The organism is Albidovulum sediminicola (assembly GCF_025751575.1).
Lineage (GTDB): Bacteria > Pseudomonadota > Alphaproteobacteria > Rhodobacterales > Rhodobacteraceae > Albidovulum > Albidovulum sediminicola.
On record NZ_JAOWLA010000002.1, the window covers coordinates 47,762 to 71,177 of the forward strand.

The following is a 23,416-nucleotide window of genomic DNA, read 5'->3' on the forward strand; positions in this document are numbered from 1 at the left end:
GGACGCGGAATGGAGACTTGGGTATTTTTCACCCTCGCGGCGGCGGCGATGCAGACGCTGCGCTTCGTGTTGCAGAAGCTGCTGCGCGGCGCGGGCCTGTCGACTGGCGGGGCAACCTTCGCCCGGTTCCTGTTCGCAGCCCCCATTGCCTGCGCGATCGCGGCCGCGACCCTTGCCGCGACGGACCAGGCGTTGCCGCTGCCCTCGGCGCGGTTCTGGGGGTTCGTCCTGCTGGGCGGGGCGGCGCAGATCGTCGCGACCTTCCTGACGGTCGCGCTTTTCGCGCTGCGGAACTTCGCCGTCGGCGTCGCCTTCACCAAGACGGAAACGGTTCAGGTGGCGCTGTTTTCGGCGGTGGTGCTGGGTGAGCCCGTCAGCGCCTTCGGCTGGGGCGCGATCGGCGTCGGGCTGGTCGGGGTGCTGTTCCTGTCGCGCAACCCTGAGGCGGGCGCGCGCTTCTTCGGCCGGCCTGCGCTTTACGGGATCCTGGCGGGCGGGCTCTTCGGGATCTCGGCCGTTGGCTACCGGGGCGCGACGTTGGAGTTGCTGCCACTCGGGTTCTTCCCCCGCGCGATCCTGGCGCTTGCCGCGGCGACGGTGGCGCAAAGCGTCGCGATGTCGGCCTGGCTGGCCTGGCGCGAGCCGGGCGAACTGGGGCGGGTGCTGGCGCGCTGGCGGCGCACCGCGCTGGTGGGCTTGACGGGGGTTCTGGGATCGCTGGGCTGGTTCGCGGCCTTCTCCCTCCAGAACGCGGCCTATGTCCGCGCGGTCGGTCAGGTGGAGATCGTGTTCACGCTTCTGGCCTCCGCGTTCTTTTTCCGCGAAAGGTTGCGGCTGCGCGAAGCCTTGGGCATCGCGCTGGTCGTGGGGTCGCTGATGCTGATCGTCTTCGCGCTCGGTTAGCCGAGGCCAAGGCGCCGGAACATCGGACGCTCGCCCGAGTTGTCAAAGAACGGAACGCTTTGCGAACGTCCCCCGCGCGCCAGAAGCGCGCCCACCTCGGCCAGCACGACCTCGGTGATGAAAGGAAGGTTCAGCCGCCGTGCCTCCGCGATGGGGACCCAGTGCAGGTGCGAAAGCTCGTCTGAGGCCTGCGAGAAATCGTCCGGGTCGCCCGCGACATCGTCGGCACGGGCCAGAAAGAAGCGCGCATCGAAGCGCCGGGGGCGGCCGGGCGGGGTGATGGCACGGAAGACGAAGGAGAACGGCGCGGCATCGGGCAGGCGCCCGGTCGCGGCGAAGCCCGCCCAGTCGTCCGGCACCGCACCGGGCCAGGCGCCGGGGGCGCCGATCACGAGGCCGGTCTCCTCCCACAGTTCGCGGACTGCGCAGGCGGCAAGCGCTCCGCCCAGGCCGGGTGCCGAACGTTCGTCGAGCCGCGCGAGGCAGGGGGCGGGCAGCGGCCGCGCGAGCGGCACGCCCGCGTCGCCCGCGTCAAGGGCACCACCTGGAAAGACGTATTTCGACGGCATGAAGGCCGCGCCGGCGCCGCGTTGCCCCATCAGGACCGACGGCCCCTCGGCCCCGTCGCGCCACAGGATCACCGTGGCGGCGTTGCGGACCGCGCTCTTGTCGATGGCGGGTTTGCCCTCAGCCATTGGCGGCAAGGCCGAAACCGTGCATGCGCTTGGCCCACTGGATCGCGACAAGCACGCCCTTGAGCCGTGGCAGCAGATAGAGCGACAGCGTCACGCAGCCGACCGAAAAGACGGTGGTCAGAATCCAGGGGTCGGGCTGGAACTTCACGAAGGCCCACATCAGCATCGGCGCCATGAGATGGCCGACGATCAGGATCGTCAGGTAGGCGGGGCCATCGTCGGCGCGGTGGTGATGAAGTTCCTCGCCGCAGACGGGGCAATTGTCGCGCACCTTCAGGTAGCCCGAAAGCATCGGACCCGACCCGCAGGACGGGCAGCGGCGGCGCCATCCGCGCAGCATGGCATTCTTCATCGGGCGGTCGGTTTCCTGGGGATCGTTCATGTCGTCTCATGTCCTGTCGCGCGGCCTCATGTAGCATTTGCGGCCCGAATTTGGAAGCGCGGTACCGGCGCGATGGGCCGTTGCGATGGAATGTCGCGGCGGCGGGCGACGGAAACCCCGCCCTGCGCCGTTAGATGACATGAAGGCGCCGGAAGCGCCGATGCGTCAAACACAGGAGATGACGATGAAAACGAAGACAATTCTGGCGGCCTTGACCCTAGGCACTGCGGTCCTGTCGGCCGGCTTGGTCGGGGCGGACACGCCGGGCATGGGGCGCGGCATGGGCCAGGGGATGGGCCAGGGAATGGGTATGGGGCAAGGTTTTGGAATGGGGCCGGGCGGCATGATGCCTGACTTCGCCACCCTCGACGCCGACGGCGACGGCAAGGTCACGGAGGCTGAGCTCCTCGCCTTCCGGCAGGCCCATGTCGCGGGCGTGGATGCCGATGGCGACGGCAAGATCACTGCGGACGAACTGGCCGCCCACATGTCTGCTCGCATGGCCGAGCGGATCGAGGAGATGGCAAAAGCCCGCGTGGCGGCCCAGGACGCCGACGGCGACGGCGCGCTCAGCGCAGAGGAGCTTCTGGCCCCCCCGATGCCTTCACGTCTGTTCCAGCGGGCCGATGCCGATGGTGACGGCGCGGTAAGCCAGGAAGAGTTCGATGCCGCCCGCGGGCGGATGGCCGAAATGCGCGAGGGCCGCAGCGGGCGTTGGGGCCACGGCCACGACGGTCACGGCATGATGGGGCACGGCATGATGGGACATGGCATGATGGGTCGCGGCGGCATGATGGGCTGGGATGGCGACGACTGGGGTGGCCATGGATGGGGTGGTCGCGATGGCGACGGCTGGGGCTGGTTCGGCTGGGGCCGCCCCGGTATGGATGAATAAGTCCGGCATCGTTTGGACCAGTTCGCGCACCGGGGCGACCGGTGCGCGCCATGAAGCGGAAGGCGGCGGGGCAGCGTGGGTTCGCTCGAAGACATCTCGGCACCGGCGGGAACCCGGGCGGGAGCCTCGGACGAGGATCTACTTCGTCTCTACGGCGCCGGCGATCCGGCGGCCGCGCGCGGCCTGACCGAGCGCCTCGCGCCCTTGGCCTACCGGATCGGGATGCGGATGCTCGGCGATGCGGCGGAGGCCGAGGATATCGCACAGGAGGCGATGCTAAGGCTCTGGCGTGCCGCGCCGGGCTGGCAGTCGGGCGGGGCCAAGGTCTCGACCTGGCTTTACCGGGTGGCGTCGAACCTGGCGACGGACCGCTTGCGCCGCCGCCGCACGGCACCCCTGGACGACGCGCCGGAAGTTGCCGACGACCGGCCCGGCGCGCTGGCCGAACTGGTGGAGGCAGACCGGGCGGCGGCGCTCAACGCCGCGCTCCTGCGCCTGCCGGAGCGCCAGCGCCAGGCCGTCGTGCTGCGCCACCTGGAGGGCCTCGGCAACCCCGAGATTGCCGAGATCATGGAAATCGGGGTGGAAGCCGTCGAAAGCCTGACCGCGCGCGGGCGCCGGGCGCTCGCGGCGGCGCTGGCGGGGCGGCGCGAGGAATTGGGATACGAGGAGGGCTGAGATGGAAAAGGACAAGGATCTGGAGGCCTGTTTCGCCGCCGCGCGCACCCTGGCGCCGATGCCCGATCGCGCGCTTCTGGACCGCATCGCGGCCGAGGGGCGGGCGCTGCAACCCTTGCCCCGCCCCGCGTCAGAGGCCAAGCACGCGCCCGCAGCCCAGCGCGGGTCCGGTCCCTGGCGCGCGATCTTCGGCACGCTGGGGGGCTGGCCGGCCTTGGGCGGGCTGATGACGGCGGGCCTTGCGGGGCTCTGGCTCGGCCTGTCCGATACCGGCGGGGTTTCCGGCTATGTCTATGACAATTCAGGCGAAGGCTGGCTTTACGGGCCGGCGGACATCGTGTCCCTGACCGTTGCGGAGGAAGGCGTATGAGTGAAAGCGAAAAGACCCCCGCCGCGCCGGGCAAGGCGGTGAAGATCGCGCTCGTCCTTTCGCTGGCGCTCAATCTGGCGCTGGTCGGGTTGATCGCGGGGGTGGCGCTGCGCCATCACCGGGGTATCGGGCCGGGGGGCGACAGGGCGGCTTTCGCGCCCTACCTCGATGCGCTGCCGCGCGCGGACCGGGGCCACCTTCGCTCCGAGATGTTCCACCGGATGCCGGGTCTTCGCGATCTCGGGCGCGAACGGTCCGAGGACTTCGCGGCCTTCCTGGGCACGCTGCGGGCTGAGCCCTTTGATCCTGCCGCTGCGGCCGCGGTGCTTGACCGGCAGACGGGCCGCGCCGCGCAGCGCCTGGCAGAAGGGCGCGCGCTCTTTCTCGAACGGATCGCGGCCATGTCGAGGGCGGAGCGCATGCACTATGCCGACCGGCTGGAAGAGGCGCTGGAGGACGAGCACGACGAGCCGCGCCGCTAGGCGGCCGATCGCGAGACGCTCACCAGGTTGCGCCCCTCGGATTTCGAGCGGAAAAGCGCCTGGTCCGCTGCCTCCAGCAGCGCACTGACCGATGAGGGGGCGGTGTCGCCGCCGCCCATGGTCAGCCCGACCGACAGCGTGACGCCGATGGGCATGCCGTCGGCCAGAACGAAGGGTGTCTCCTCGATCGCGTGGCGAATGCGTTCGGCGAGCGCCTGCGCGGCGCGCAGGGACGTGTCGGCTGTCGCGATCACGAACTCCTCCCCCCCAAGCCGTGCAACCAGGTCGCCCGGGCGCAAATTGGCCCGCAAACGATCGGCCATCTGCACCAGGACGGCGTCCCCGGCCGCATGGCCGAAGCTGTCGTTGATCGTCTTGAACCAGTCCACGTCCAGCATCATCACCGCGTAGGCCCGGCCCGATAGCCGCGTCAGTTCGTCGATGCGCTGGATCTCACGCAGCGCGTAGCGGCGGTTGTGCAGGCCCGTCAGCGGGTCCGTCACCGCCATGCGGAGCTCGTCGGCAAGCGAACTGCGCTGGCGGTCTGCGCGGCGTTTGCACTGCAACTGGCGGGACAGGCGCAACACCAGTTCGGAGATCTCCGCCATGTCCTCGATCACGTCGTTCGCCCCAAGGTCGAGCGCGATGGCACCCAGCGTCGCGGCTCGTTCGGGCACCAGCACACAGGTCGCCGAATTTCGGGTGAGCGGGCGCGACCGCAGCTCCGAGAGCAGGCGCAGCGTCTTGTCGGGACGGCCGCCATCGGCGAGCACCAGGAAGACATCGGGGGCGGGGCTGGCCTCAGACAGGCTGAGCGCTGCATCGTCGTGCAAAACGCAGAGGCGGTCGGCCGTCGACTGCACGAGGTCGCGCATCAGCCGGTGCGCCCAGTCGATCTGAGAGCCCACGATCGCGACATGGCCGGGTCCTTCGTATCCGGCGATGTCTTCGGCAAATCCCGATGGGGGCGCATAGGCTGCGGGAACGCCCAGTTCCTTTTCCCGTTCCCGGGCGCGAAGCAACGATCTGAGCCGCGCCAGGAACAGCGAATCGTCCAGCGGTTTCCAGAACACCTCTGCCGCGCCTGCCCTGAGCGCTTGGATCTTGCGGTCCGGGTCGCGGCGCGCGGAAGTCATGACGATTGGAATGTCGCGCGTCAGGTGATCCGACCTGAGCCGCCGGCAAAGCTCTATCCCGTTGATATCCCGCAATTCGACATTCACGATGATCAGGTCGGGGCGCAGGTCCCTCGCCTTGGCGATAGCCTCGGCGGCGCTGGTGGCCTGGGCCGTCTCGTAAAGCGCGGCCGTCAGCTTGAAGTTCAGCACGATCCGGTTCGTCGCGATGTCGTCCACGATCAGGATGCGTCCGGCCATGGAACCCGCCTATCCGCTTTACATGATTTCGCCATGGGGTCATCCTGCTCCGGCTTTGGTTAACAAAGCCTTGCGAGGTTGAGGCAAATTTGAGCAAAATTCTGCATGACGGTGAGGCCGCCGAGACCGTGGCCCTGCACGCGCTGGGCTGGATCGCGGGCAATGATGAGCTTTTGCCGGTCTTCCTCGGCGCGTCGGGCCTGAGACCCGCCGATCTTCTCGGACGCGCGGCGGAGCCGGAGGTTCTGGCCTCGGTCCTCGATTTCCTGCTGATGGACGACGCCTGGGTGATCGCCTGCTGCGACGGGGCTGGCCTTGGCTATCAAAGCCTGCGCCGGGCGCGCCAGGCGCTTCCGGGGGCCGCCCCCGAGTGGGGCTGAGAACCCTTGCCAGCCGCCGGGGAATGCGCCAGTGTCGCGCCGCTTCAAGCGGGGGAAATGATGCGCGCCATCCGGGGACTGGTCTTTGACAAGGACGGGACGCTTTTCGATTTTCGGGCGACCTGGGGCGCCTGGACGCGCGCGCTGCTGCTTGAACTGACGCAAGGCGAGGACGCGCGCGCCGCCGCCGTGGGCCGGGTGATCGGCTATGACCTCGCCAGCGGTGATTTCGCGCCCGACAGCTATGTGATCGCCCACACGCCGGAGGAGATCGCGGACCGGATGATCCCGCACCTGCCGGGGGTGGAGCGCGCTGCCCTGGTCGCGCGCATGTCGAGCCTTGCCACGGAAACGGCGCTGGTGGCGGCGACCGATCTGCCGCCGCTTTTCGCAGCGCTGAAGGGCGCGGGCCTTTACGTTGGCCTTGCGACCAACGATTTCGCCGCGCCGGCGGAGGCGCATCTGCGCCAGGCCGGCGTGCGCCAGTTCTTCGACTTCGTCGCGGGGTTCGACAGCGGCCATGGCGCCAAGCCCGCGCCGGGTCCGCTTCTGGCATTCGCGGCGAGCGGCGGCCTTGACCCCGCCGAGGTCGCGATGGTGGGCGACAGTGTCCACGACCTGGTCGCGGGCCGCGCGGCGGGCATGCGCACCGTTGGCGTGCTGACCGGAATCGCCCTGGCGGCGGAGCTGGCGCCTCATGCTGATGTGGTCCTTCCCCATATCGGCCATCTTCCCGACTGGGTCGCCAGCGTCCATGAGGCCGCCGAGGTGCGCTGAAGCGGCAAATACGACATTCTTTGTCGCGAAAGGTGGCGAAGGTCGGGGCTCTCCCCCTCAAATCTTCGGAAAAGACCGGGGAGATCTTCGATGGCCGACGAACTGAAACGCAAGCGGGCAGGCGGGCGAACGGGCAACGCGCGGCGGGCTGGCGACCATGCCATCACGCAGATGCCCTGGCGCATCCCCGTCAACCCGGACCGCCCGATCGAGCCGATGGGGCCCGAGGGCGTCGAGGCGATCCACAAGGGTGCGATGCGCATCCTCAAGGACATCGGGATCCGCTTCCTCAACGACGAGGCGTTGGAGATCTTCGCCCAGGCGGGCTGCAAGGTCGAGGGCCAGACCGTCCGCATGGACGAAGACTTCGTCATGGAGATGGTCCGCCGCGCCCCCGCCGAATTCACGATAACCCCGCGCAACCCCGACAGGGTGCTGCCGATGGGTGGCAAGCATATTCTGTTCGGCAATGTCTCCTCGCCGCCGAACTACTGGGATATGGAGCGCGGCAAGGTCTCGGGCTTCATGGACGGCTTCCGCGACTTCATCAAGCTCACGCAGTATTTCAACTGCATCCACTTCGCGGGCGGCTACCCGGTGGAGCCGATCGACGTTCACCCCGCGGTCCGTCACCTCGATTGCCTGTTCGAGAAGCTGACGCTGACCGACAAGGTCTGCCATGCCTACAGCCTCGGCAAGGAGCGGGTCGAGGACGCGATGGAGATGGTGCGCATCGCTGGCGGCCTCAGCCCTGAGGAGTTCCGCGCCAAGCCCCGGATGTTCACCAACATCAACTCCGTCTCGCCGCTCAAGCATGACTTCCCGATGATCGACGGCGCGCTCAGGCTGGCGCGGGCCGGGCAGGCTGTGATCGTGACGCCGTTCACGCTGGCGGGCGCGATGGCGCCGGTGACGATGGCGGGGGCGGTCACGCTCTCCATCGCTGAGGCCCTGGCCGCGATCGTGCTGATCCAGTACGTCGCGCCCGGCGCGCCGGTGATGATCGGCACCTTCACCTCCAACGTCGACATGAAGTCGGGCGCGCCCGCGTTCGGAACGCCGGAATACATGCGCGCCACGCAGATGACCGGGCAGATGGCCCGCTTCTACGGGCTGCCGCTTCGGTCCTCGGGCGTTTGCGCCGCGAACGTCCCGGACGGGCAGGCGATGTGGGAAACCTCCAACAGCCTTTGGGCAGCGGTGCAGTCGGGGACGAACCTCGTCTACCACGCGGCGGGCTGGCTTGAGGGCGGGCTGATCGCCAGCCCCGAGAAGTTCATCATGGACTGCGAGGTCCTGCAGATGATCCAGCGCTACATGGAGCCGGAGGTCTGGTCGGCCGGGCCCGAAGACATCGCCATCGACACCATCGCCGAGGTCGGGCCGGACGGCCACTACTTCGGCTGCCAGCATACGCAGGACCGCTACACAACCGCCTTCTACCAGCCCTTCGTCAGCGACTGGCGCAACTTCGAGGCCTGGCAGATCGACGGCGCCGTCTGGACGCCCGAACGCGCGAACCGCGTCTTCCACGCCATCATGGCGGAGTTCGAGGCACCCCCCATGGACGCCGCGATCCGCGAAGAGCTTTGCGCCTTCGTCGACCGGCGCAAGGCGGAAGGCGGCGCGCCCACGGACTTCTAAGCCGGGGTTGGGGCGGCCTTCGGGGCCGCCTTTGCCTTTTCTTAACCCGCCATACCCTAGTCTTGCCCTAACAAGGCGGGTGGGCATGCACGGGCTTATCAATCGGTCGATTCAGTGTTTTTTGGGCGATACCTACGGGGTGGCGCTCTGGTCGCGTGTGGCGGTTGCTGCCGGGCTTCCACCCGAAGGCTTTGAAACCATGCTGACCTATGAGGAGGCGGTGACCGATCGCGTCCTCGACCTCGCCGCCGAGGATCTGGCCAAGCCGCGCGAGGCGCTGCTGGAGGATCTGGGGATCTATCTTGCCTCGCTCGAACCGCTGCGACGGCTGCTGCGCTTCGGGGGCGTGGACTATGCCGACTTCCTTCATTCCCTCGATGAACTGGCGGAACGGGCCCATCTGGCGGTGCCGGAGCTTGATCTGCCTGAGGTTCGGCTGATCCCACTGGGGCCCGACCGCTACAGGCTGATCTGCGCCCGGCGTCGCGGCTATGGCGCGGTCTTCGCCGGCATCCTGCGCGCGATGGCCGATGACTATGGTGCGCTGGCGCTGATCGACGCGGAGGAGGGCGCCGAGGCCGTCGGGATCGAGCTGTTGCAGGCCCGCTTCGCGGAGGGCCGGCGCTTTGACCTTGCGGTCGGCAGGGGCGGTTGATGGCGAGCCGGCCAAGCACCGGCCCCGTGCCAATCCCGGAACCGGGTCTGGCGCGGCTGATGCCGATGTACGCGCTCCTGTCGGGCGGCGGGGATATCCTCGCCGCGGGGCCGACCTTGGGGCGGATCTGCGGCGGCCTCGATCTGCCCGGCCGCCGCTTCCTTGACCTCTTCGAGGTCCTGCGCCCGCGTCCCGCCGCGACGATGACGGAACTTCTGGAGCTGGCGGCGCGCAAGATCGTGCTGCGATTCCGCGCCCAGCCCGCGCGCCAGTTGCGCGGCCATCTCGTCCCCTTGGCGGGCGGGCAGGGCGCGCTGGTCAATCTCTCCCTCGGGATCTCCGCCGCTGAGGCCGTGCGCGACCACGGGCTTAGCCATGCCGATTTTGCGCCGACGGACCTGACGGTCGAACTGCTCTACCTGACGGAGGTGAAATCCGCGGTGATGGGGGAGTTGAGATCGCTGAACCATCGCCTCCAGTCCGCCCGGCGCCGGGCGGAGGCGCAGGCGTTGACGGACCCGCTGACGGGGCTCGCGAACCGCCGCGCCTTCGATGCCGCGCTGGAGCGGGCCGTGGCGGGGTCGGAGCGGGGGGTGCCTTTCTCGCTCCTGCATCTCGATCTCGACCGCTTCAAGCAGGTCAACGACACGCTGGGCCATGCGGCGGGCGATCATGTGCTGGCGGAAGTCGCCCGCGTGCTGCGCGGCCAGGTGCGTCAGAACGACACCGTCGCGCGGATCGGCGGGGATGAGTTCATGGCGATCCTGACGGGGGCCACCGATGCCTCCGTGCTTGGCCGTATCGGTGGCCGGATCATCGCAGGGATCGAGCAACCGATCGAGTTCGAGGGCACGTCCTGCCGCATCTCGGGCAGCATCGGGGTGTCGCGCTCGGTCGTCTATGCCCGGCCCGCGCCCAAGGCGATGATCGAGGATGCGGACGCGGCGCTGTATCGGTCAAAGAGCAGCGGCCGCGCGCGCGTCACGATCGACCGGCCCGATGGCGTGGCCGCGCCCCCGGAAGGGCCGCGGCCCGCGGACGGGCGGTCTCAGCCCGGTTTCCTGGTGGTCGGCGCGCCGCCTTCGAACCAGTTCGGGCGGGAGTAGTCGCAGGGCGCCTCCTGCATCTGAAGGTGTAGCGCGCTGCCGGTGTAGGGATGGGCGCGGGCCAGATCCTCGTCAAACTCGATGCCGAGGCCGGGTTCGTCGGGGACGATGACGTAACCGTCCTCCCACCGGATCGAATTCCGGATGAGCTTGAGGTGGAAGGCGCCCCCGGTCTCGATCGTCTCGACCATCAGAAGGTTGGGGATCGAGGCGCCGAGGTGGATGTTGGCCGCCCATTCGACGGGGCCCGCGTAAAGGTGCGGCGCCATCTGGGCGGTGAAGACCTCGGCGATGGCGGCGATCTTCTTGGCCTCCCAGATGCCGCCGGCGCGACCCAGTGCGGGTTGCAGGATGCGCGCGCCGCCGGTCCTGAGGACGGTTGCGAACTCGGCCTTGGTGGTGAAGCGTTCGCCGGTCGCGACGGGGATGCGGACGGCCTTCTGCACCTCGGCGAAATCGAGAAGGTTGTCGGGCGGGATCGGTTCCTCGTACCAGAGCGGGCCGTAGGGCTCGATGGCCTGGGCAAGACGCACGGCGCCTGCCACGTTGAACTGGCCATGCGTGCCGAAGAGCAGGTCGGCGCGGTCGCCGACGGCCTCCCTTATCGCCTTGCAGAAGGCGGCGGAGCGAGTGATGTCGGAGCCCGAGGGATCATGCCCGCCACGGATCGTGTAGGGGCCGGCGGGATCGAATTTGACCGCCGTGAAGCCCATGCCCACGAAGCGGGCGGCGGCCTCTGCGGCCATGTCCGGGCTGACCCAGAACTCTCTGCTTTCGTTGCCGGGCGCGGGGTAAAGGTAGGTGTAGCTGCGCAGCCGTTCGTTGATCTTGCCGCCGAGCAACGCGTGGACGGGACGCCCGCGCGCCTTGCCGAGGATGTCCCAGCAGGCGATCTCGAGCCCGGAGAACGCGCCCATCACCGTCAGGTCCGGCCGCTGGGTGAAGCCCGAGGAATAGGCGCGGCGGAACATCAGCTCGATCATCTCGGGGTTTTCGCCCGCCATGTGTCGGTTGAAGACATCGGTGATCACCGCCTCCATCGCCTTGGGGCTGACCGAGGAGGCGTAGCATTCGCCGTAACCCGCGATGCCGTCGTCGGTCGTGAGCTTGACGAAGATCCAGTAGCGCCCGCCCCAGCCGGGGGCTGGCGGCGCGACGGTGAAGATTTCGAGATCCTTGAGACGCATGGTTCCTCCGGTTCTGGCGGTGAGCGGGGGGCTTCGCGCCCCCCGGGGACCGGGTGCCCCGGTCCGCGCCCCCCGCGGGATATTTGTGAAAAGAAGAAGTCAGAAGATCAGGACGTTGCGGCGGGCGGCGCCGGTTCTGGTGTCGGCGATCGCCTCATTGATCTGGTCGAGCCTCCAGCGACCTGAGATCAACTCATCGAGCTTGAGGCGGCCCTGGCGGTAGAGGTCGACGATCCAGGGGATATCGCGGGCGAGGACCGTGTCGCCCATGAAGGAGCCTGTGATCGACTGGCCGGTGGCGGCAACGATCACCGGCTCCCATGCCGATTTCGCGCCCGAATGCGGCATGCCCACCGCCACGAGGCGCCCGCCGGGGGCGAGGTAGCGCGCGGCGCTGTCGTAGGCGGGGATGGCCCCCACGGTGACGAGCACGGCATCGGCGCCGCGGCCCGCGATCTTGCGGGCGGCGGACCAAGGTTTGGGATCGGTCGCGAGGATGCCGTCCGTGGCGCCGAAGTCGCGCGCGGCGTCGAGCTTCGCGGGATTGGTGTCGACGGCGATGACTCGGGCGGCACCCGCGAGGCGCGCGCCCTGGATCGCGTTCAGGCCGACGCCGCCCGCGCCGATGACGACGGCGATTTCGCCGGGGCGGATGCAGGCGGTGTTGACCGCCGCGCCGAGCCCGGTGATGACTCCACAGGAGAGAAGTGCCGCCGTTTCCATCGGGATGCCTTCGGGGAGGGGGGCGATCTGGCTCTTGTCCACAACGACCCGCTCGGCGAAGGCGGCGCAGTCGAGCCCCTGGGCGACGGGCGTGCCATCGGCGCGGCTCAGCGGTGAGGGGCCGCGCGCGGGGCTGGCGCAGCGTGTCGGATGGCCAGAGGCGCAGGGCGCGCAGTGGCCGCAGGCCCGGATCAGCGTCACGAGGACCGCGTCGCCAGGGGCCAGGCGCGTGACGCCGGGTCCTGTCGCGGTGACGCGGCCCGCAGCCTCGTGCCCGAAGACGGCGGGAAGGTCGCCGCCCCAGCCGCCGTCGATATAGGTGATGTCGGAATGGCAGATCGCGCAGGCCTCGACTTTGACCTCGACCTCGCCGGGGCCGGGTGCGCGGAGGCTCAGTTCCTCAAGGCGCAGCGGGGCGCCGAAGGCTTCGCAGATCGCGGCTTTGACCGTTCTCATCAGGGGTCCTTTCGTGGGTCAGATCTGGGTCGGCGGGGCCGAAGGCGCGCGTGTGGGCGCGACGAGAAGCAGGACGACACCGGCCATGATCGCGGCCGAGAGCATGAAGGGGGCGCCGGGCCAGTGGGGTGCGGCGCCGACCCTTGTGTAATGCGCGAAGATCCAGGTCATGATGAGCGGCGAGGTTGTCGCGGCGACGGCGGAGACCGAGGCGATGACGCCCTGCAACTCTCCCTGCTGGTCGTCGGGGGTGAGGTTCGTCATCCGCCCCTGCAGCGCGGGACCCGCCACGTCGCCCAGGGCCGCGATCGGGGTGAAGGCCAGCGCCCAGAAACCAGAGGTCACGAGACCGTAGAAGCCGAAGGTCAGCACATGCATGGCGGCGCCGTAGACGGCGGTCCGCTCCTCCCCCCAGCGGCGGGTCGCGGGGGCGACGCCCAAACCCTGCACCAGGGCCATGAAGACGCCGAAGATCGCCAGTGACAGCCCGTTCCACCAGCCATCCCAGCCGAACTGGGCGGTGCCGAAATAGGACCAGACGGCGGGGTAGGCCGTGAAGCACATGGTGTAGAGGAACATCACCACGAGGTAACGCCGCAGCCCCGGCAGATGGCCGATGGCGCGGAACGCGGCGAAGGGATTGGCGCGCGCCAGCGTGATGCGGCGGCGGCGGTGCTGGGGCAGGCTCTCGGGCAGGATCAGCCAGCCGAAGAGGAGGTTCGCCCCGGCGATGGCGGCGGCGGCGACAAAAGGCGCCCGCACATCAAGGAGCGAGGCCGCGCCACCGATCAGCGGGCCAAGCACGAACCCCACCCCGAAGGCGGCGCCGATCAGGCCGAAGCTGCGCGCGCGGTCCTGCGGGCCGGAGATATCCGCGACATAGGCGCCCGCCGTCGCATAGGTGGCCGCGCTCGCCCCCGCGACGATGCGGGCCGCAAGCAGAAGCCAGACCGACTGCGCCAGAGCCATGACGAGGTAGTCGAGCGCCATTGTCGCGAGCGCCACCAGCATGACCGGGCGGCGGCCGAACCGGTCGGAAAGGTTGCCCACGACCGGGCCACAGAGAAATTGCATCGCAGCGAAGGCAGTGGCCAGCACCCCGCCCCAGAGTGCGGCATCGGCAAGCGAGGCGCCCGTCACCTGGCGCATGAGGTCGGGCATCACCGGAAAGATGATGCCGATCCCGATGGAATCGATGGCGACGGTCGCCAGGATGAAGATCAGCGCGAGGCGGTTCTGCATGGGGTCCCGGCCCGCGGAAATGGCCGCCGGGCCGCGCCACGCTAGCGCCGCTCAGGGGCCGAGGGAAGGGCCTTCGTCGGCGAGCGCCGCCAGAACGCGGGCAAGGCGGGCAGGCGCTGTCAGGAACGGGGAATGGCCCGAGGGCAGGCGCGTGATGGCCGCGCCGAAGGGGCGCGCCATTTCGGCCTGGTACTCGGGCGGGATGGTGTGGTCGTCCTGGCACAGGATGTAGTGGCGGGGCTGCGGCGGGGTCTCGGTGCCAGGTGGCAGGGCCGTCGCCTGGGGCGCGATCGGTTCGGGGCAAAGCCGGGGCAGGGCACGGGCGATCTCATCCTCCGGGCAGTCGTGGAAGAAGGTCCGCCGCGCGCCCTGCGGATCGGCGCTGTAGGTCACGCCGCCCGGATCGGCCCTGACCACGTCCTTGAGCGGCTGGCGCGGCCCGGCCCGGCGCAGGTCGATGATGGATTTCCCCGTCTTGGGAACGTAGGCGCAAAGATAGATCAGCCGGGCGATCCGCCCGGGGTCCAGAGCGGCGGCAAGCGTCACGGGGAACCCGGCCGCGGAATGGCCGACCAGAACCGTCGGCGCCTCGGCCGCCGCAAGGAGCGCGCTGGCGTAGAGATCAAGCGTCACCTCGGACGCAGGTGTCGGGTCGTCCCCGTGTGCGGGCAGGTCGATGGCCCTGGCTTCGTGCCCGAGGCGGGTTAGCGCATCGACGACCCGCGACCAGCACCAGGCACCATGGCAGGAGCCGTGGACAAGCAGGAAGCGCGCCATCCCCTAACCCGCGGTATGGCCAATGTCGCGCAGGAAGCCCGTCAGCACCTCTGCATAGTCCTCGGGCTTTTCGACCGGGGGCAGGTGTCCCGCGCCCCGGATCAGGTGAAAGCGGCTGCCACGCACCAGTTCGGCGGTCTCGCGCACGAGATCGGGGGGTGTCGAGCCGTCCTCGGACCCGGCGATGGCCAGCGTCGGCAGGGTCAGGCCGGAGGTCGGGGTGATGAAGTCGGTCCCCGCGATGGCGGCCGAACAGCCCGCATAGCCGTCCACGGGGGTCCCGGCCAGCATGGCGCGCCAGCCCTTCAACTCTGCCGTTTCGCGGAAGCGTCGCGAAAACCAACGCTCCATCATCACGTCGGCGATGGCCTCAATCCCCTCGGCGCGGACCTTGGCGATGCGCTCCGCCCACATCTGCGCGGTGCCGATCTTGGCGGCGGTGTTGGACAGCACCATCGCCCGAACCATGTCGAACCGCTTCACCGCCAGCCCCTGCGCGATCAGCCCGCCCATCGACAGGCCCACGAAGACGCAATCGCGCACCTCTAGCGCGTCGAGCAACCGCTCGGCGTCGCGAATGATCGTGCCCATCGAATAGGGGCCCTTGTGGCAAGCAGACAGGCCGTGGCCGCGCGTGTCGTAGCGGATCAGCCTCAGGTCACGGGGCAGCATGGGCACAAGCTTGTCCCACATCCGGAAATCGGTGCCGAGCGAGTTCGAGAAGACGACCGGCGCACCGTTCGGGTCGCCATCCTCGCGCCAGTGGATATGGGTGTCGCCCAGGTCGAGGATGTTCATGCGTCCTCCAGCATGGAAAGGGCGCGGGCAAAGACGCCCGCATCGACATTGCCGCCGGAACAGACGGCGATGACGGTATCGCCCGCGATTCGGTCGGGGTGGAACAGGGCCGCCGCCAGCGCCACCGCGCCGCCCGGCTCGACCACGATGCGCAGGTGGGCGAAGGCCATGGCCATGGCATGCAGAGCCGCCTCCTCGCTGACGACAAGGCCGGGGCCGGCCAGTCGGGCAAGGATCGGGAAGGTCAGGTTGCCCGGCTGCGGCGTCACGATCGCGTCGCAGAGCGAGCCCGAAAGCCGGGTATTGCGCTGGATGCTGCCCTTGGCGAGCGAGCGGGCGGCGTCATCGAACCCCTCTGGCTCCGCCGGGCGGACGCGCAGGCCCGGCGCCTCGGCCTCACAGGCCAGGGCGATCCCGGCGCTGAGGCCGCCACCGCCGCAGGGCACCAGGACCTCCGCCCGCGTCACGCCAGTTGCTGCCGCCTGGCGCGCGATCTCAAGGCCCGTCGTCCCTTGCCCGGCGATGACCAGGGGTTCGTCGAAGGGGCGGATCAGGGTCAGGCCGCGTTCGGAGGCGATGGCAGCACCGATGGCATCGCGGTCTTCGCCCGCGCGGTCGTAGAGTACAACCTCGGCCCCCAGCGCGCGAGTGTTGGCGATCTTCACCGCCGGCGCGTCGGAGGGCATGACGATCACCGCCGGGGCGCCGTGGCGCTGCGCTGCCAGCGCCACGCCCTGCGCGTGGTTGCCCGAAGAATAGGCGATCACCCCGCGTTCCAGCGCCTCTGGCGGCAGGGCGGAGACCGCCGACCAGCCGCCCCGGAACTTGAACGATCCGGTGTGCTGCAGGCATTCGGGCTTGACCAGCACCCGCCGCCCGGCGATGGCGTCGAGCGCGGGCGATGACAGGAGCGGCGTTTCGCGCACGGCCCCGTGAAGACGGCCCGCCGCCGCGCGGATCATCTCGATGTTCATGAGAGTTTTTCCCGCCACGCCCGGATCGCGGCAAGGCTTTCGGCCTCATCAAGGAAAGGCACATGGGCGCGGCCGGGCACGTCGGCAAAGATCATGTCGGGGCGCCGCCGCCGCATCTCTTCCGCGGTTTCTGGCGACAGCAGGTCGGAGTTCGCCCCCCGGATCAGCGCCAGAGGCAATCCCGCGCTGGCGTCGAAAAGCGGCCAGAGGTCGGCGACCGGCGCCTGGTACCCCGCCAGAAAGCTGTCGCGCAGCGCCGGGTCGTAGCGGATCTTCAACCCGTCTGGCGTTTCCTCGTAAAGCTGATGGGCGAAGGCGGTCCAGCGGGCGGGGGGCACGTCCTCAAAGCCGGGCATGGCGCGGGGCAACTTTTCGGCCAGTTCGGAGATGCTTCTGGCCGCCGGGTTGCGCCCGACATAATCGCAGATCCGGTCGAGCCCGCCGCGCTCGATCACCGGGCCGATGTCGTTCAGGCACAGGCCGCTGACCCGGTCGCGCGCGGTTGCCGCCAGCGCCATGCCGATCAGCCCCCCGCGCGAGGTGCCAAGGATCGCAGTGCGCGCGATGCCCAGATGCGCCAGCAGTTCCAGCGCGTCCTGCGCTTCCCGCGCGACGGTGTAGCTTTCCGCCCCGGTCCAGTCCGATGCGCCACGCCCGCGATAGTCCGCCCGGATCAGGCGCACGCCGGGCAGATGCGGGACAAGGAAATCGAAATCGGTCGAGGACCGGGTCAGCCCGGCCAGGCACAGGACCGGAAGCCCCGCGCCCTCGTCGCGGTAGGCCAGGCGGGCGCCGTCGGAGGCGGTGAAATAGGCAAGCGTCATGGGGTGGCGATATCCGGGATCGTGGTCAGGTCGGAAAGGATGTGATGGGGCTTGCCCGGAAGCCGGTCAAGGGGCAGACCCGCCCGGTTGACCCAGGCCACCCGGAACCCGTAGGCCGAGGCCGCCGCCGCATCCCATCCGTTCGACGAGACGAAGAGCACATTGGCCGCCGTGCCGCCGAAGCGGTCGGTCACCAGGCGGTAGACGGCAGGGGCGGGCTTGAAGATGCCGACGCTTTCGACCGAAAGCACGCCGTCAAGCAGATCCCCGATCCCGGCCGATTGCACGGCGCCTGCCAGCATCTCCGGGGCGCCGTTCGACAGGATCGCGGTGGCAAGGCCCGCTTCCTTCAGCCGCGCCAGCATCGCGGGCACCTCGGGGTAGGCCTGAAGTTCCCAATAAAGCGCCAGAAGCCGCTCGCGAAGCTCCGGCTCGGAAAGACCGGAGGCCTCAAGCGCCCAGTCGAGCCCGTCCTGGGTCACCTGCCAGAAATCGGTATGCGCCCCCATGACGGCCCGAAGCCAGCTGTATTCCAGCTGCTTGCGCCGCCAGTCCTCGGCCAGCTTCGGCCAGGCTTCGGCCAGCGCCGCGCGGCCGGGTTCGGCGGCCGCGATCCGGGCGGCGGCGGCCACGTCGAAAAGCGTTCCATAGGCGTCGAAGACGCAGACCTTGATGGGCATCGGTCCCTCCCTTGCGGGCAGACTGGCCGCGGAATGGGGCGGGTGCAAGCGCCTAATGACCCGCGTGACAGGCGCCGCTCTGGTCCTCGGGGCGGTTCCGTGGTGAAATCGCCCCCAAGCGGGACCGAAAGCGGAGGCCGCAATGACCAGCCCATTCGAACGTCTCAGGGACCTTCTGGAGGAAACCCGGTCAGAGATCGACCAGGACCTGGCCGAGCGGCGGAAACGCTTGCGCTACCGGATCGAGCGGGGGCGGGCGGTCTTCGACAACGAGATCCGCGATGCGCATCGCGCGATCCGGGAAAAGCTGCCGGGCTATGTCTTGCGGGCCCGGCCCGGCGTCATTCTGACCGCGCCGGTGATCTATTCGCTGATCCTGCCATTCGCGCTTCTCGACCTCTTCGTGACGATCTACCAGGCGATCTGCTTTCCGATCTATGGGATCGACAAGGTGCGGCGGCGCGATCATATCGTCATCGACCGGCACCGGCTTGCCTATCTGAACGGGCTTCAGAAACTGAACTGCCTTTACTGCGGGTATGCGAACGGCCTGATCTCGATGGTCAGGGAAGTCGCGGCTAGGACCGAGCACTACTGGTGCCCGATCCGCCACGCCCGCAGCCCGGCCGATCCTCACGACCACTATCCGGAGTTCCTGGACTACGGCGATGGCGACGCGTTTCGTACGCAGGGCCGGAAGCCGCGCGAGGACCTCAGGAAGGACCGTTGATCAGATATTCTCACCCTGCGGCATGCCCAGGACGTGATAACCGCCGTCCACGCGGATGACCTCGCCCGTCGTGCAGGCGCCGTAGTCCGAGCAGAGATAAACCGCCGTGCCGCCGATGGCCTCCAGCGTGGCGTTCGCGCGTAAGGGCGCGTTCGCCTCGGTATGGCGGAAGGTCGCGCGGGCGCCACCAATGGCCGCGCCGGCCAGCGTCTTCATCGGCCCGGGGGAAATGGCATTCACCCGGATCTTCTGGGGGCCGAGGTCATTGGCCAAGTAGCGCGTGGCGCTTTCCAGCGCCGCCTTCGCCACGCCCATCACGTTGTAGTTGGGCGTCACGCGGTTCGAGCCGCCGTAGGTCAGCGTGATCAGCGAACCGCCCTCCGGCATCAGTTCCGAGGCGCGCCGCGCCACGTCGATGAACGAATAGCAGGAGATGTCGAGCGAGTGCTTGAAGTTCGCGCGGCTGGTGTTGACGAAACGCCCCGTCAGCTCGTTCTTGTCCGAGAAGGCGATGGCGTGGACAAGGAAGTCCATCGTGCCCCAGCGATCTTTTAACGCGCCGAAGCAGGCCGAAAGGCTTTCGTCGTCGGTCACATCGACATCGACCAGGAAATCGGACCCGACCGATGCCGCCAGCGGCTCAACCCGTTTACCGAAGGCCTCGCCCTGGTAGGAGAACGCCAGCTCCGCGCCTTCGGCCGCGAGCGCCGCCGCGATGCCCCAGGCGATGGAGCGTTCGTTCGCGACGCCCATCACCAGCCCGCGCTTGCCCTTCATCAGATCGGCCATCTCAGGTCACCCCCGGTATTTGCTCATCACAAGGGTCGCGTTGGTCCCGCCGAAGCCGAAGCTGTTGGACAGGACGCCGTCAAGCTCCACGCCGTCGCGCAGTTCGGTCACGATCTCGGACGGATCGAGCGCCGGGTCGAGCGTGGTCACGTTGGCCGAGGCTGCGATGAAACCCTTGTTCATCATGATCAGCGAATAGATCGCCTCATGCACCCCGGTCGCGCCGAGCGAATGGCCAGTCAGCGACTTCGTGGAGGCGACGGGGGGCGTCGTGCCCTTGCCGAAGACGCGGCGGATCGCCTCCATCTCGGTCACGTCGCCCACGGGAGTCGAGGTGCCGTGGCTGTTGATGTAGTCGATCTTGCGCCCCTCGGGCAGCGTGGAGACCGCGAGCCGCATCGACCGTTCGCCGCCTTCGCCCGAGGGCGCCACCATGTCGTACCCGTCCGAGGTCGCGCCGTAGCCCGTAACCTCGCCATAGATCTTGGCGCCGCGCGCCAGCGCGTGGCTCAGTTCCTCAAGCACGACGACGCCGCCGCCGCCTGCGATGACGAAACCGTCGCGGGTCGCGTCATAGGTGCGGGACGCGGTAGACGGTGCGTCGTTGTACTTCGACGACATCGCGCCCATCGCGTCGAAAAGGCACGACAGCGTCCAGTCCAGTTCCTCGCCGCCGCCGGCGAAGACCACGTCCTGCTTACCCATCTGGATCAGTTCGGTGCCGTTGCCGATGCAATGCGCCGAGGTGGAGCAGGCCGAAGTGATCGAGTAGTTCACGCCCTTGATCTTGAACGGCGTCGCCAGGCAGGCAGAGTTCGTGGACGACATGCAGCGTGTGACCATGAAGGGACCCATGCGCTTGGGGCTGCCCTTGTTGATCACGGTGTCGAAGGCCACGAAGAAGTTCTTGGTGGATGGACCGCCCGAGCCCATGATCAGGCCCGTGCGATCGTTCGAGACCTCGGCCTCGGTCAGGCCGCTGTCCTGGATCGCCTGTTCCATGGCGATGAAGTTGAAGGCCGCGCCGTCGCCCATGAATCGCAGGTTGCGCTTGTCAATGTGGTCTTCCAGCACGATCTGCGGCTTGCCGTGAACTTGGCTGCGAAAGCCGTGTTCGGCGTATTCGGGGGCAAAGACGATGCCCGACCGGCCGGCGCGGAGCGAGGCTTCGACCTCGGCGGCATTGTTGCCGATGGGCGAGACGATCCCGATCCCGGTGATGACGACGCGGCGCATGGGCGCACTCCTTCTTTGGGGGTCAGCTTGCGGAAAGCGCGACCTTCATGTCCTTGACCTGGTAGATGACCTCGCCATCGGCCTCGACGATGCCGTCGGCCACGCCCATGGTCAGGCGGCGGGTCTGGATCGCCTTGGTGAAGTCCACCTTGTAGGTCAGCATCTTGCGGTCCGGGCGCACCATGCCGGTCAGCTTGACCTCGCCCACGCCAAGCGCATAGCCGCGGCCTTCCCAGCCGCGCCAGCCGAGGTTGAAGCCCGTCAGCTGCCAAAGCCCGTCAAGGCCGAGGCAGCCCGGCATGATCGGGTTGCCGGGAAAATGGCAGGCGAAGAACCACAGGTCGGGGGTGATGTCGAACTCCGCCACGACATGGCCCTTGCCGTGCAGCCCGCCATCTTCCGAGATGTCGGTGATGCGGTCCATCATCAGCATCGGCGGTTCCGGAAGCTGCGCGTTACCGGGGCCGAAAAGCTCGCCTCTTGCACATTTCAGGAGGTCGTCGCGATCGAAGCTCTTCGGATATGCCGCCATGCGGTTGGTTCCCGTCCCTTGCCCTGTTTCAAACCCCTCTAGCACCCCGGTGCGCGGCAGAGCAAGGGCGGGCTGGGGCCCGGACGCCCCATCTTGCGGCGGGCGATTGAAAAACCCACCGCCTTTGGTCTAAATGGGACTGTATCTTGCTGGAGCGGACTATGGACGACAACCTGGCGACAGGCGCGGAAAGCTGGCTTGCGGGCGCGGGGCTCAGGCCCACGCGGCAGCGGCTCGCGCTTGCCGCGCTGTTGGTCGGCGACGGGGAACACCGCCATGTCACCGCCGAAAGCCTGCACGCGGCGGCGCGTTCGGCCGGGGAGCCGGTCTCGCTGGCAACCGTCTACAACACGCTGCGCGCCTTTTGCGACGCGGGCCTGATGAACGAGATCACGGTGGACGGATCGCGCAGCTATTTCGACACGCGCCTGGACGACCACCCGCATTTCTTCTGGGAGGATACCTCTCAGCTGGTCGATGCGCCGAAGGACCAGCTGGAAATCGCGCACCTTCCCGAGACGCCCGAAGGGGGCGAGGTGGCGCGCGTTGACGTGGTGATCCGCCTCAAGCGGGTCTGATCAGCGCCCGGACCGCCAGGCCAGCACCACCATCGCCAGGATGGCGCCGCCCGCGTTGAACACGAGGTCGAGCGCCGTGTTGTAATAGCCGCCCACATTGGTGTCGGCGATGCCAAGGACGGCGACGAACTCCACGATCTCGTTCGCCGCGCCGAGCCCCATCGCGCCAATCGCCGGATAGACCCAGAGCGTCCAGCCCCAGCGCACGCCCGGATAGTTGTGGCGCATCAGATGCCACAGCAGCCAGGCCGTCGTCCCGAAGCCGTAGGCATGGACGAGCTGGTCATATTTCAGGATGGTCAATTCGCCGGTACCGGAGATGGGCACGAGAACCGCGGAATAAAGGACGGAGCCGCCGACCGGCACCCCGCCCCCCGCCATATGCGCAAGCCCCCAGAGCGAGAGCGCCCAGAGCAGCGCAGGCGGAAAGGCCGCCCGGCGCAGGTTCACCCCCACCAGTGCGATCATCCCCGCCATGGTGGCGAGGTACCACAGGAACTCCAGGTTGCCGATCGAGAGGAACCAGGTGCCGAAGATGGCCGCGTAGGCCAGGGTGAAGGCGAAGACCGCCCATTCCGCCCGCGTTGGGGTCATGTCCCGGCCTCCGGCCTCAGAACCATTGCCCGGGCTCCATGAAACCCAGGTCCATCAACTGCTGCGCCCTCCAGTCGAAGCGGGTGGAGCGCGCCCAGACGAAGCTTTGCACCGCGTGCTTCGACGCCGGGTTGCGCCGCAGCGCCTTGGCGGTCCGGAAAGACGCGATGGCGGCGGTCACGTTGTTGTGCCAGGGACAGGCGCAGGTGTTCATCTCCTCAATCGAGAGCGAATGGTCGGGCAGGAGCCTGAGCCCGGGTTCCGCCCGGAAAAGCGCGATCCGGTCGATGCGGCGACGCGCCCAGGGGATGTGTTCCTCGAACCGCCACTTGAGGCCGCCGTAAAGATCGACCTGACGCGCCTTCTCGGCGCCTTTCTCCTCATCCCAGCGGGGTAGGGCGTAGTAGCCGGCCGCATCCAGCATCGCGTCCTCGACCGAGACGCCGAGCGGCGCCCGTTCAAGGTCGGCGGCGTAAAGATCGACCACCATGCAGAAGACCGCGCTGCGCCGCTCCTCGGTGTGGAAGGTCAGCATCTCCTCAACGCTGCGGCTTTCGGCAAAGGGGTGGAAGAGGTATTCGCCGTTGTAGCAGTAGTAGAACCAGGTCGTCGGCGGTGCGACGGCCAGAAGCGCGTTGACCGCGCCGGTGACCGCACCCTCGGCCCGCGTGTCGTGACGGATCGCGTGAACGCGCCCTTCGAATTCCGCCGGAAGATCGATCCCGTCGGGCAGGAAGGCCAGCACCGGCTGGAACCCTGCCGCAAGATGGTGGCGCAGGGTCGACTCAAGCTCCACCTCATCCTCGGCGAAGATCAGCGCGACGGGACCCTTGCCCAGCAGGGCGCGGTGATTGGCCAGGAAATGGGACAGCGGCTGGGGTGTCATCTTGCTCGGTCTTGACTGGGCCGCCCGGCATGTCGCGCCAGTGCGTTCGGGTTCGGGCGCGACTAGA

28 protein-coding genes are annotated in these 23,416 nt (G+C 68.5%); 12 read left to right on the forward strand and 16 right to left on the reverse strand.

The genetic code is table 11. The features are described from left to right. Positions 1-9: 9 nt before the first annotated feature. Positions 10-903, forward strand: a complete 894-nt coding sequence (locus tag OE647_RS02240; RefSeq protein WP_263720008.1) for a DMT family transporter — start codon at positions 10-12, stop codon at positions 901-903. On the opposite strand, the gene OE647_RS02245 is transcribed toward OE647_RS02240, so the two are convergent. Beyond that, positions 900-1,598, reverse strand: a complete 699-nt coding sequence (locus tag OE647_RS02245) for an NUDIX hydrolase (protein WP_263720009.1) — start codon at positions 1,596-1,598, stop codon at positions 900-902. The genes OE647_RS02240 and OE647_RS02245 overlap by 4 nt on opposite strands. Continuing rightward, entirely contained in the window at positions 1,591-1,980 is a 390-nt protein-coding gene (locus OE647_RS02250; RefSeq protein ID WP_263720010.1) for a DUF983 domain-containing protein, read from the reverse strand. Before OE647_RS02250 ends, OE647_RS02245 begins: the two co-directional genes overlap by 8 nt. 184 nt (positions 1,981-2,164) lie before the next feature. On the opposite strand from OE647_RS02250, the gene OE647_RS02255 reads away from it, so the two are divergent. The 4 genes from OE647_RS02255 (at position 2,165) to OE647_RS02270 (ending at position 4,405) form a co-directional block, all read left to right on the forward strand. Further along, a complete protein-coding gene (locus tag OE647_RS02255) occupies positions 2,165-2,875 on the forward strand; it encodes an EF-hand domain-containing protein (RefSeq protein ID WP_263720012.1) in 711 nt (236 codons plus the stop codon). 75 nt (positions 2,876-2,950) lie between these two features. Next, positions 2,951-3,553: an RNA polymerase sigma factor gene (locus tag OE647_RS02260; protein ID WP_263720013.1), complete on the forward strand. Its 603-nt coding sequence runs from the start codon at positions 2,951-2,953 to the stop codon at positions 3,551-3,553. A gap of 1 nt (position 3,554) precedes the next feature. Beyond that, on the forward strand, positions 3,555-3,923 hold the full coding sequence (locus OE647_RS02265; protein WP_263720014.1) for a hypothetical protein: 369 nt from the start codon (positions 3,555-3,557) through the stop codon (positions 3,921-3,923). Next, positions 3,920-4,405 (forward strand): periplasmic heavy metal sensor, encoded by a 486-nt coding sequence (locus OE647_RS02270; RefSeq protein ID WP_263720015.1) that lies wholly within the window; start codon positions 3,920-3,922, stop codon positions 4,403-4,405. Before OE647_RS02265 ends, OE647_RS02270 begins: the two co-directional genes overlap by 4 nt. Here OE647_RS02270 and OE647_RS02275 read toward each other — a convergent pair. After that, positions 4,402-5,781, reverse strand: a complete 1,380-nt coding sequence (locus tag OE647_RS02275; protein WP_263720016.1) for a diguanylate cyclase — start codon at positions 5,779-5,781, stop codon at positions 4,402-4,404. The genes OE647_RS02270 and OE647_RS02275 overlap by 4 nt on opposite strands. Positions 5,782-5,879: 98 nt before the next feature. On the opposite strand from OE647_RS02275, the gene OE647_RS02280 reads away from it, so the two are divergent. From OE647_RS02280 to OE647_RS02300, 5 genes are all read left to right on the forward strand, one after another. Continuing rightward, positions 5,880-6,161, forward strand: coding sequence for a DUF3572 domain-containing protein (locus tag OE647_RS02280; protein WP_263720309.1), 282 nt, complete (start codon positions 5,880-5,882; stop codon positions 6,159-6,161). A gap of 60 nt (positions 6,162-6,221) precedes the next feature. Continuing rightward, positions 6,222-6,938, forward strand: a complete 717-nt coding sequence (locus OE647_RS02285) for an HAD family hydrolase (RefSeq protein ID WP_263720017.1) — start codon at positions 6,222-6,224, stop codon at positions 6,936-6,938. Positions 6,939-7,028: 90 nt separating this feature from the next. Then, positions 7,029-8,582 carry a trimethylamine methyltransferase family protein gene (locus OE647_RS02290; RefSeq protein ID WP_263720018.1) on the forward strand — a complete coding sequence of 518 codons (1,554 nt, stop codon included), beginning with the start codon at positions 7,029-7,031 and terminating at the stop codon, positions 8,580-8,582. Positions 8,583-8,667: 85 nt separating this feature from the next. Beyond that, entirely contained in the window at positions 8,668-9,237 is a 570-nt protein-coding gene (locus OE647_RS02295; protein ID WP_263720019.1) for a heme NO-binding domain-containing protein, read from the forward strand. Next, positions 9,237-10,343, forward strand: coding sequence for a GGDEF domain-containing protein (locus tag OE647_RS02300; RefSeq protein WP_263720020.1), 1,107 nt, complete (start codon positions 9,237-9,239; stop codon positions 10,341-10,343). Before OE647_RS02295 ends, OE647_RS02300 begins: the two co-directional genes overlap by 1 nt. On the opposite strand, the gene OE647_RS02305 is transcribed toward OE647_RS02300, so the two are convergent. From OE647_RS02305 to OE647_RS02340, 8 genes are all read right to left on the reverse strand, one after another. Further along, on the reverse strand, positions 10,286-11,530 hold the full coding sequence (locus OE647_RS02305) for a mandelate racemase/muconate lactonizing enzyme family protein (protein WP_263720021.1): 1,245 nt from the start codon (positions 11,528-11,530) through the stop codon (positions 10,286-10,288). The genes OE647_RS02300 and OE647_RS02305 overlap by 58 nt on opposite strands. A 99-nt stretch (positions 11,531-11,629) precedes the next feature. Next, positions 11,630-12,709, reverse strand: a complete 1,080-nt coding sequence (locus tag OE647_RS02310) for a Zn-dependent alcohol dehydrogenase (RefSeq protein ID WP_263720022.1) — start codon at positions 12,707-12,709, stop codon at positions 11,630-11,632. A gap of 18 nt (positions 12,710-12,727) precedes the next feature. Continuing rightward, positions 12,728-13,951, reverse strand: a complete 1,224-nt coding sequence (locus OE647_RS02315; RefSeq protein ID WP_263720023.1) for a TCR/Tet family MFS transporter — start codon at positions 13,949-13,951, stop codon at positions 12,728-12,730. A gap of 51 nt (positions 13,952-14,002) precedes the next feature. Next, entirely contained in the window at positions 14,003-14,728 is a 726-nt protein-coding gene (locus OE647_RS02320; RefSeq protein WP_263720024.1) for an alpha/beta fold hydrolase, read from the reverse strand. A gap of 3 nt (positions 14,729-14,731) precedes the next feature. After that, entirely contained in the window at positions 14,732-15,526 is a 795-nt protein-coding gene (gene pcaD, locus OE647_RS02325; RefSeq protein WP_263720025.1) for a 3-oxoadipate enol-lactonase, read from the reverse strand. After that, positions 15,523-16,500, reverse strand: coding sequence for a threonine ammonia-lyase (locus tag OE647_RS02330; protein ID WP_263720026.1), 978 nt, complete (start codon positions 16,498-16,500; stop codon positions 15,523-15,525). Before OE647_RS02330 ends, pcaD begins: the two co-directional genes overlap by 4 nt. After that, positions 16,497-17,324 (reverse strand): alpha/beta fold hydrolase, encoded by an 828-nt coding sequence (locus OE647_RS02335; protein ID WP_263720028.1) that lies wholly within the window; start codon positions 17,322-17,324, stop codon positions 16,497-16,499. The genes OE647_RS02330 and OE647_RS02335 overlap by 4 nt, the downstream gene beginning before the upstream one ends. Next, positions 17,321-18,004 (reverse strand): haloacid dehalogenase type II, encoded by a 684-nt coding sequence (locus OE647_RS02340; RefSeq protein ID WP_263720029.1) that lies wholly within the window; start codon positions 18,002-18,004, stop codon positions 17,321-17,323. The genes OE647_RS02335 and OE647_RS02340 overlap by 4 nt, the downstream gene beginning before the upstream one ends. Positions 18,005-18,146: 142 nt before the next feature. On the opposite strand from OE647_RS02340, the gene OE647_RS02345 reads away from it, so the two are divergent. After that, positions 18,147-18,734 carry a hypothetical protein gene (locus OE647_RS02345; protein WP_263720030.1) on the forward strand — a complete coding sequence of 196 codons (588 nt, stop codon included), beginning with the start codon at positions 18,147-18,149 and terminating at the stop codon, positions 18,732-18,734. Here the strand turns inward: OE647_RS02345 and OE647_RS02350 are convergent, their stop codons facing one another. From OE647_RS02350 to fabA, 3 genes are read right to left on the reverse strand one after another with little or no spacing between them, the layout of a single operon-like run. Continuing rightward, on the reverse strand, positions 18,735-19,523 hold the full coding sequence (locus OE647_RS02350; RefSeq protein WP_263720031.1) for an enoyl-ACP reductase FabI: 789 nt from the start codon (positions 19,521-19,523) through the stop codon (positions 18,735-18,737). Between the two features lie 6 nt (positions 19,524-19,529). Continuing rightward, entirely contained in the window at positions 19,530-20,759 is a 1,230-nt protein-coding gene (gene fabB, locus OE647_RS02355; protein WP_263720032.1) for a beta-ketoacyl-ACP synthase I, read from the reverse strand. Between the two features lie 22 nt (positions 20,760-20,781). Beyond that, positions 20,782-21,291 carry a bifunctional 3-hydroxydecanoyl-ACP dehydratase/trans-2-decenoyl-ACP isomerase gene (gene fabA / locus OE647_RS02360; RefSeq protein WP_263720034.1) on the reverse strand — a complete coding sequence of 170 codons (510 nt, stop codon included), beginning with the start codon at positions 21,289-21,291 and terminating at the stop codon, positions 20,782-20,784. A gap of 161 nt (positions 21,292-21,452) precedes the next feature. Between fabA and irr the strand changes: the two genes are divergently transcribed. Further along, positions 21,453-21,869 carry a Fur family transcriptional regulator Irr gene (irr, locus tag OE647_RS02365; protein WP_263720035.1) on the forward strand — a complete coding sequence of 139 codons (417 nt, stop codon included), beginning with the start codon at positions 21,453-21,455 and terminating at the stop codon, positions 21,867-21,869. Here irr and OE647_RS02370 read toward each other — a convergent pair whose 3' ends face one another. Beyond that, positions 21,870-22,463 carry a DUF2238 domain-containing protein gene (locus OE647_RS02370; RefSeq protein ID WP_263720036.1) on the reverse strand — a complete coding sequence of 198 codons (594 nt, stop codon included), beginning with the start codon at positions 22,461-22,463 and terminating at the stop codon, positions 21,870-21,872. A gap of 16 nt (positions 22,464-22,479) precedes the next feature. After that, on the reverse strand, positions 22,480-23,349 hold the full coding sequence (locus tag OE647_RS02375) for a glycosyltransferase family 2 protein (RefSeq protein WP_263720037.1): 870 nt from the start codon (positions 23,347-23,349) through the stop codon (positions 22,480-22,482). Positions 23,350-23,416: the final 67 nt, after the last annotated feature.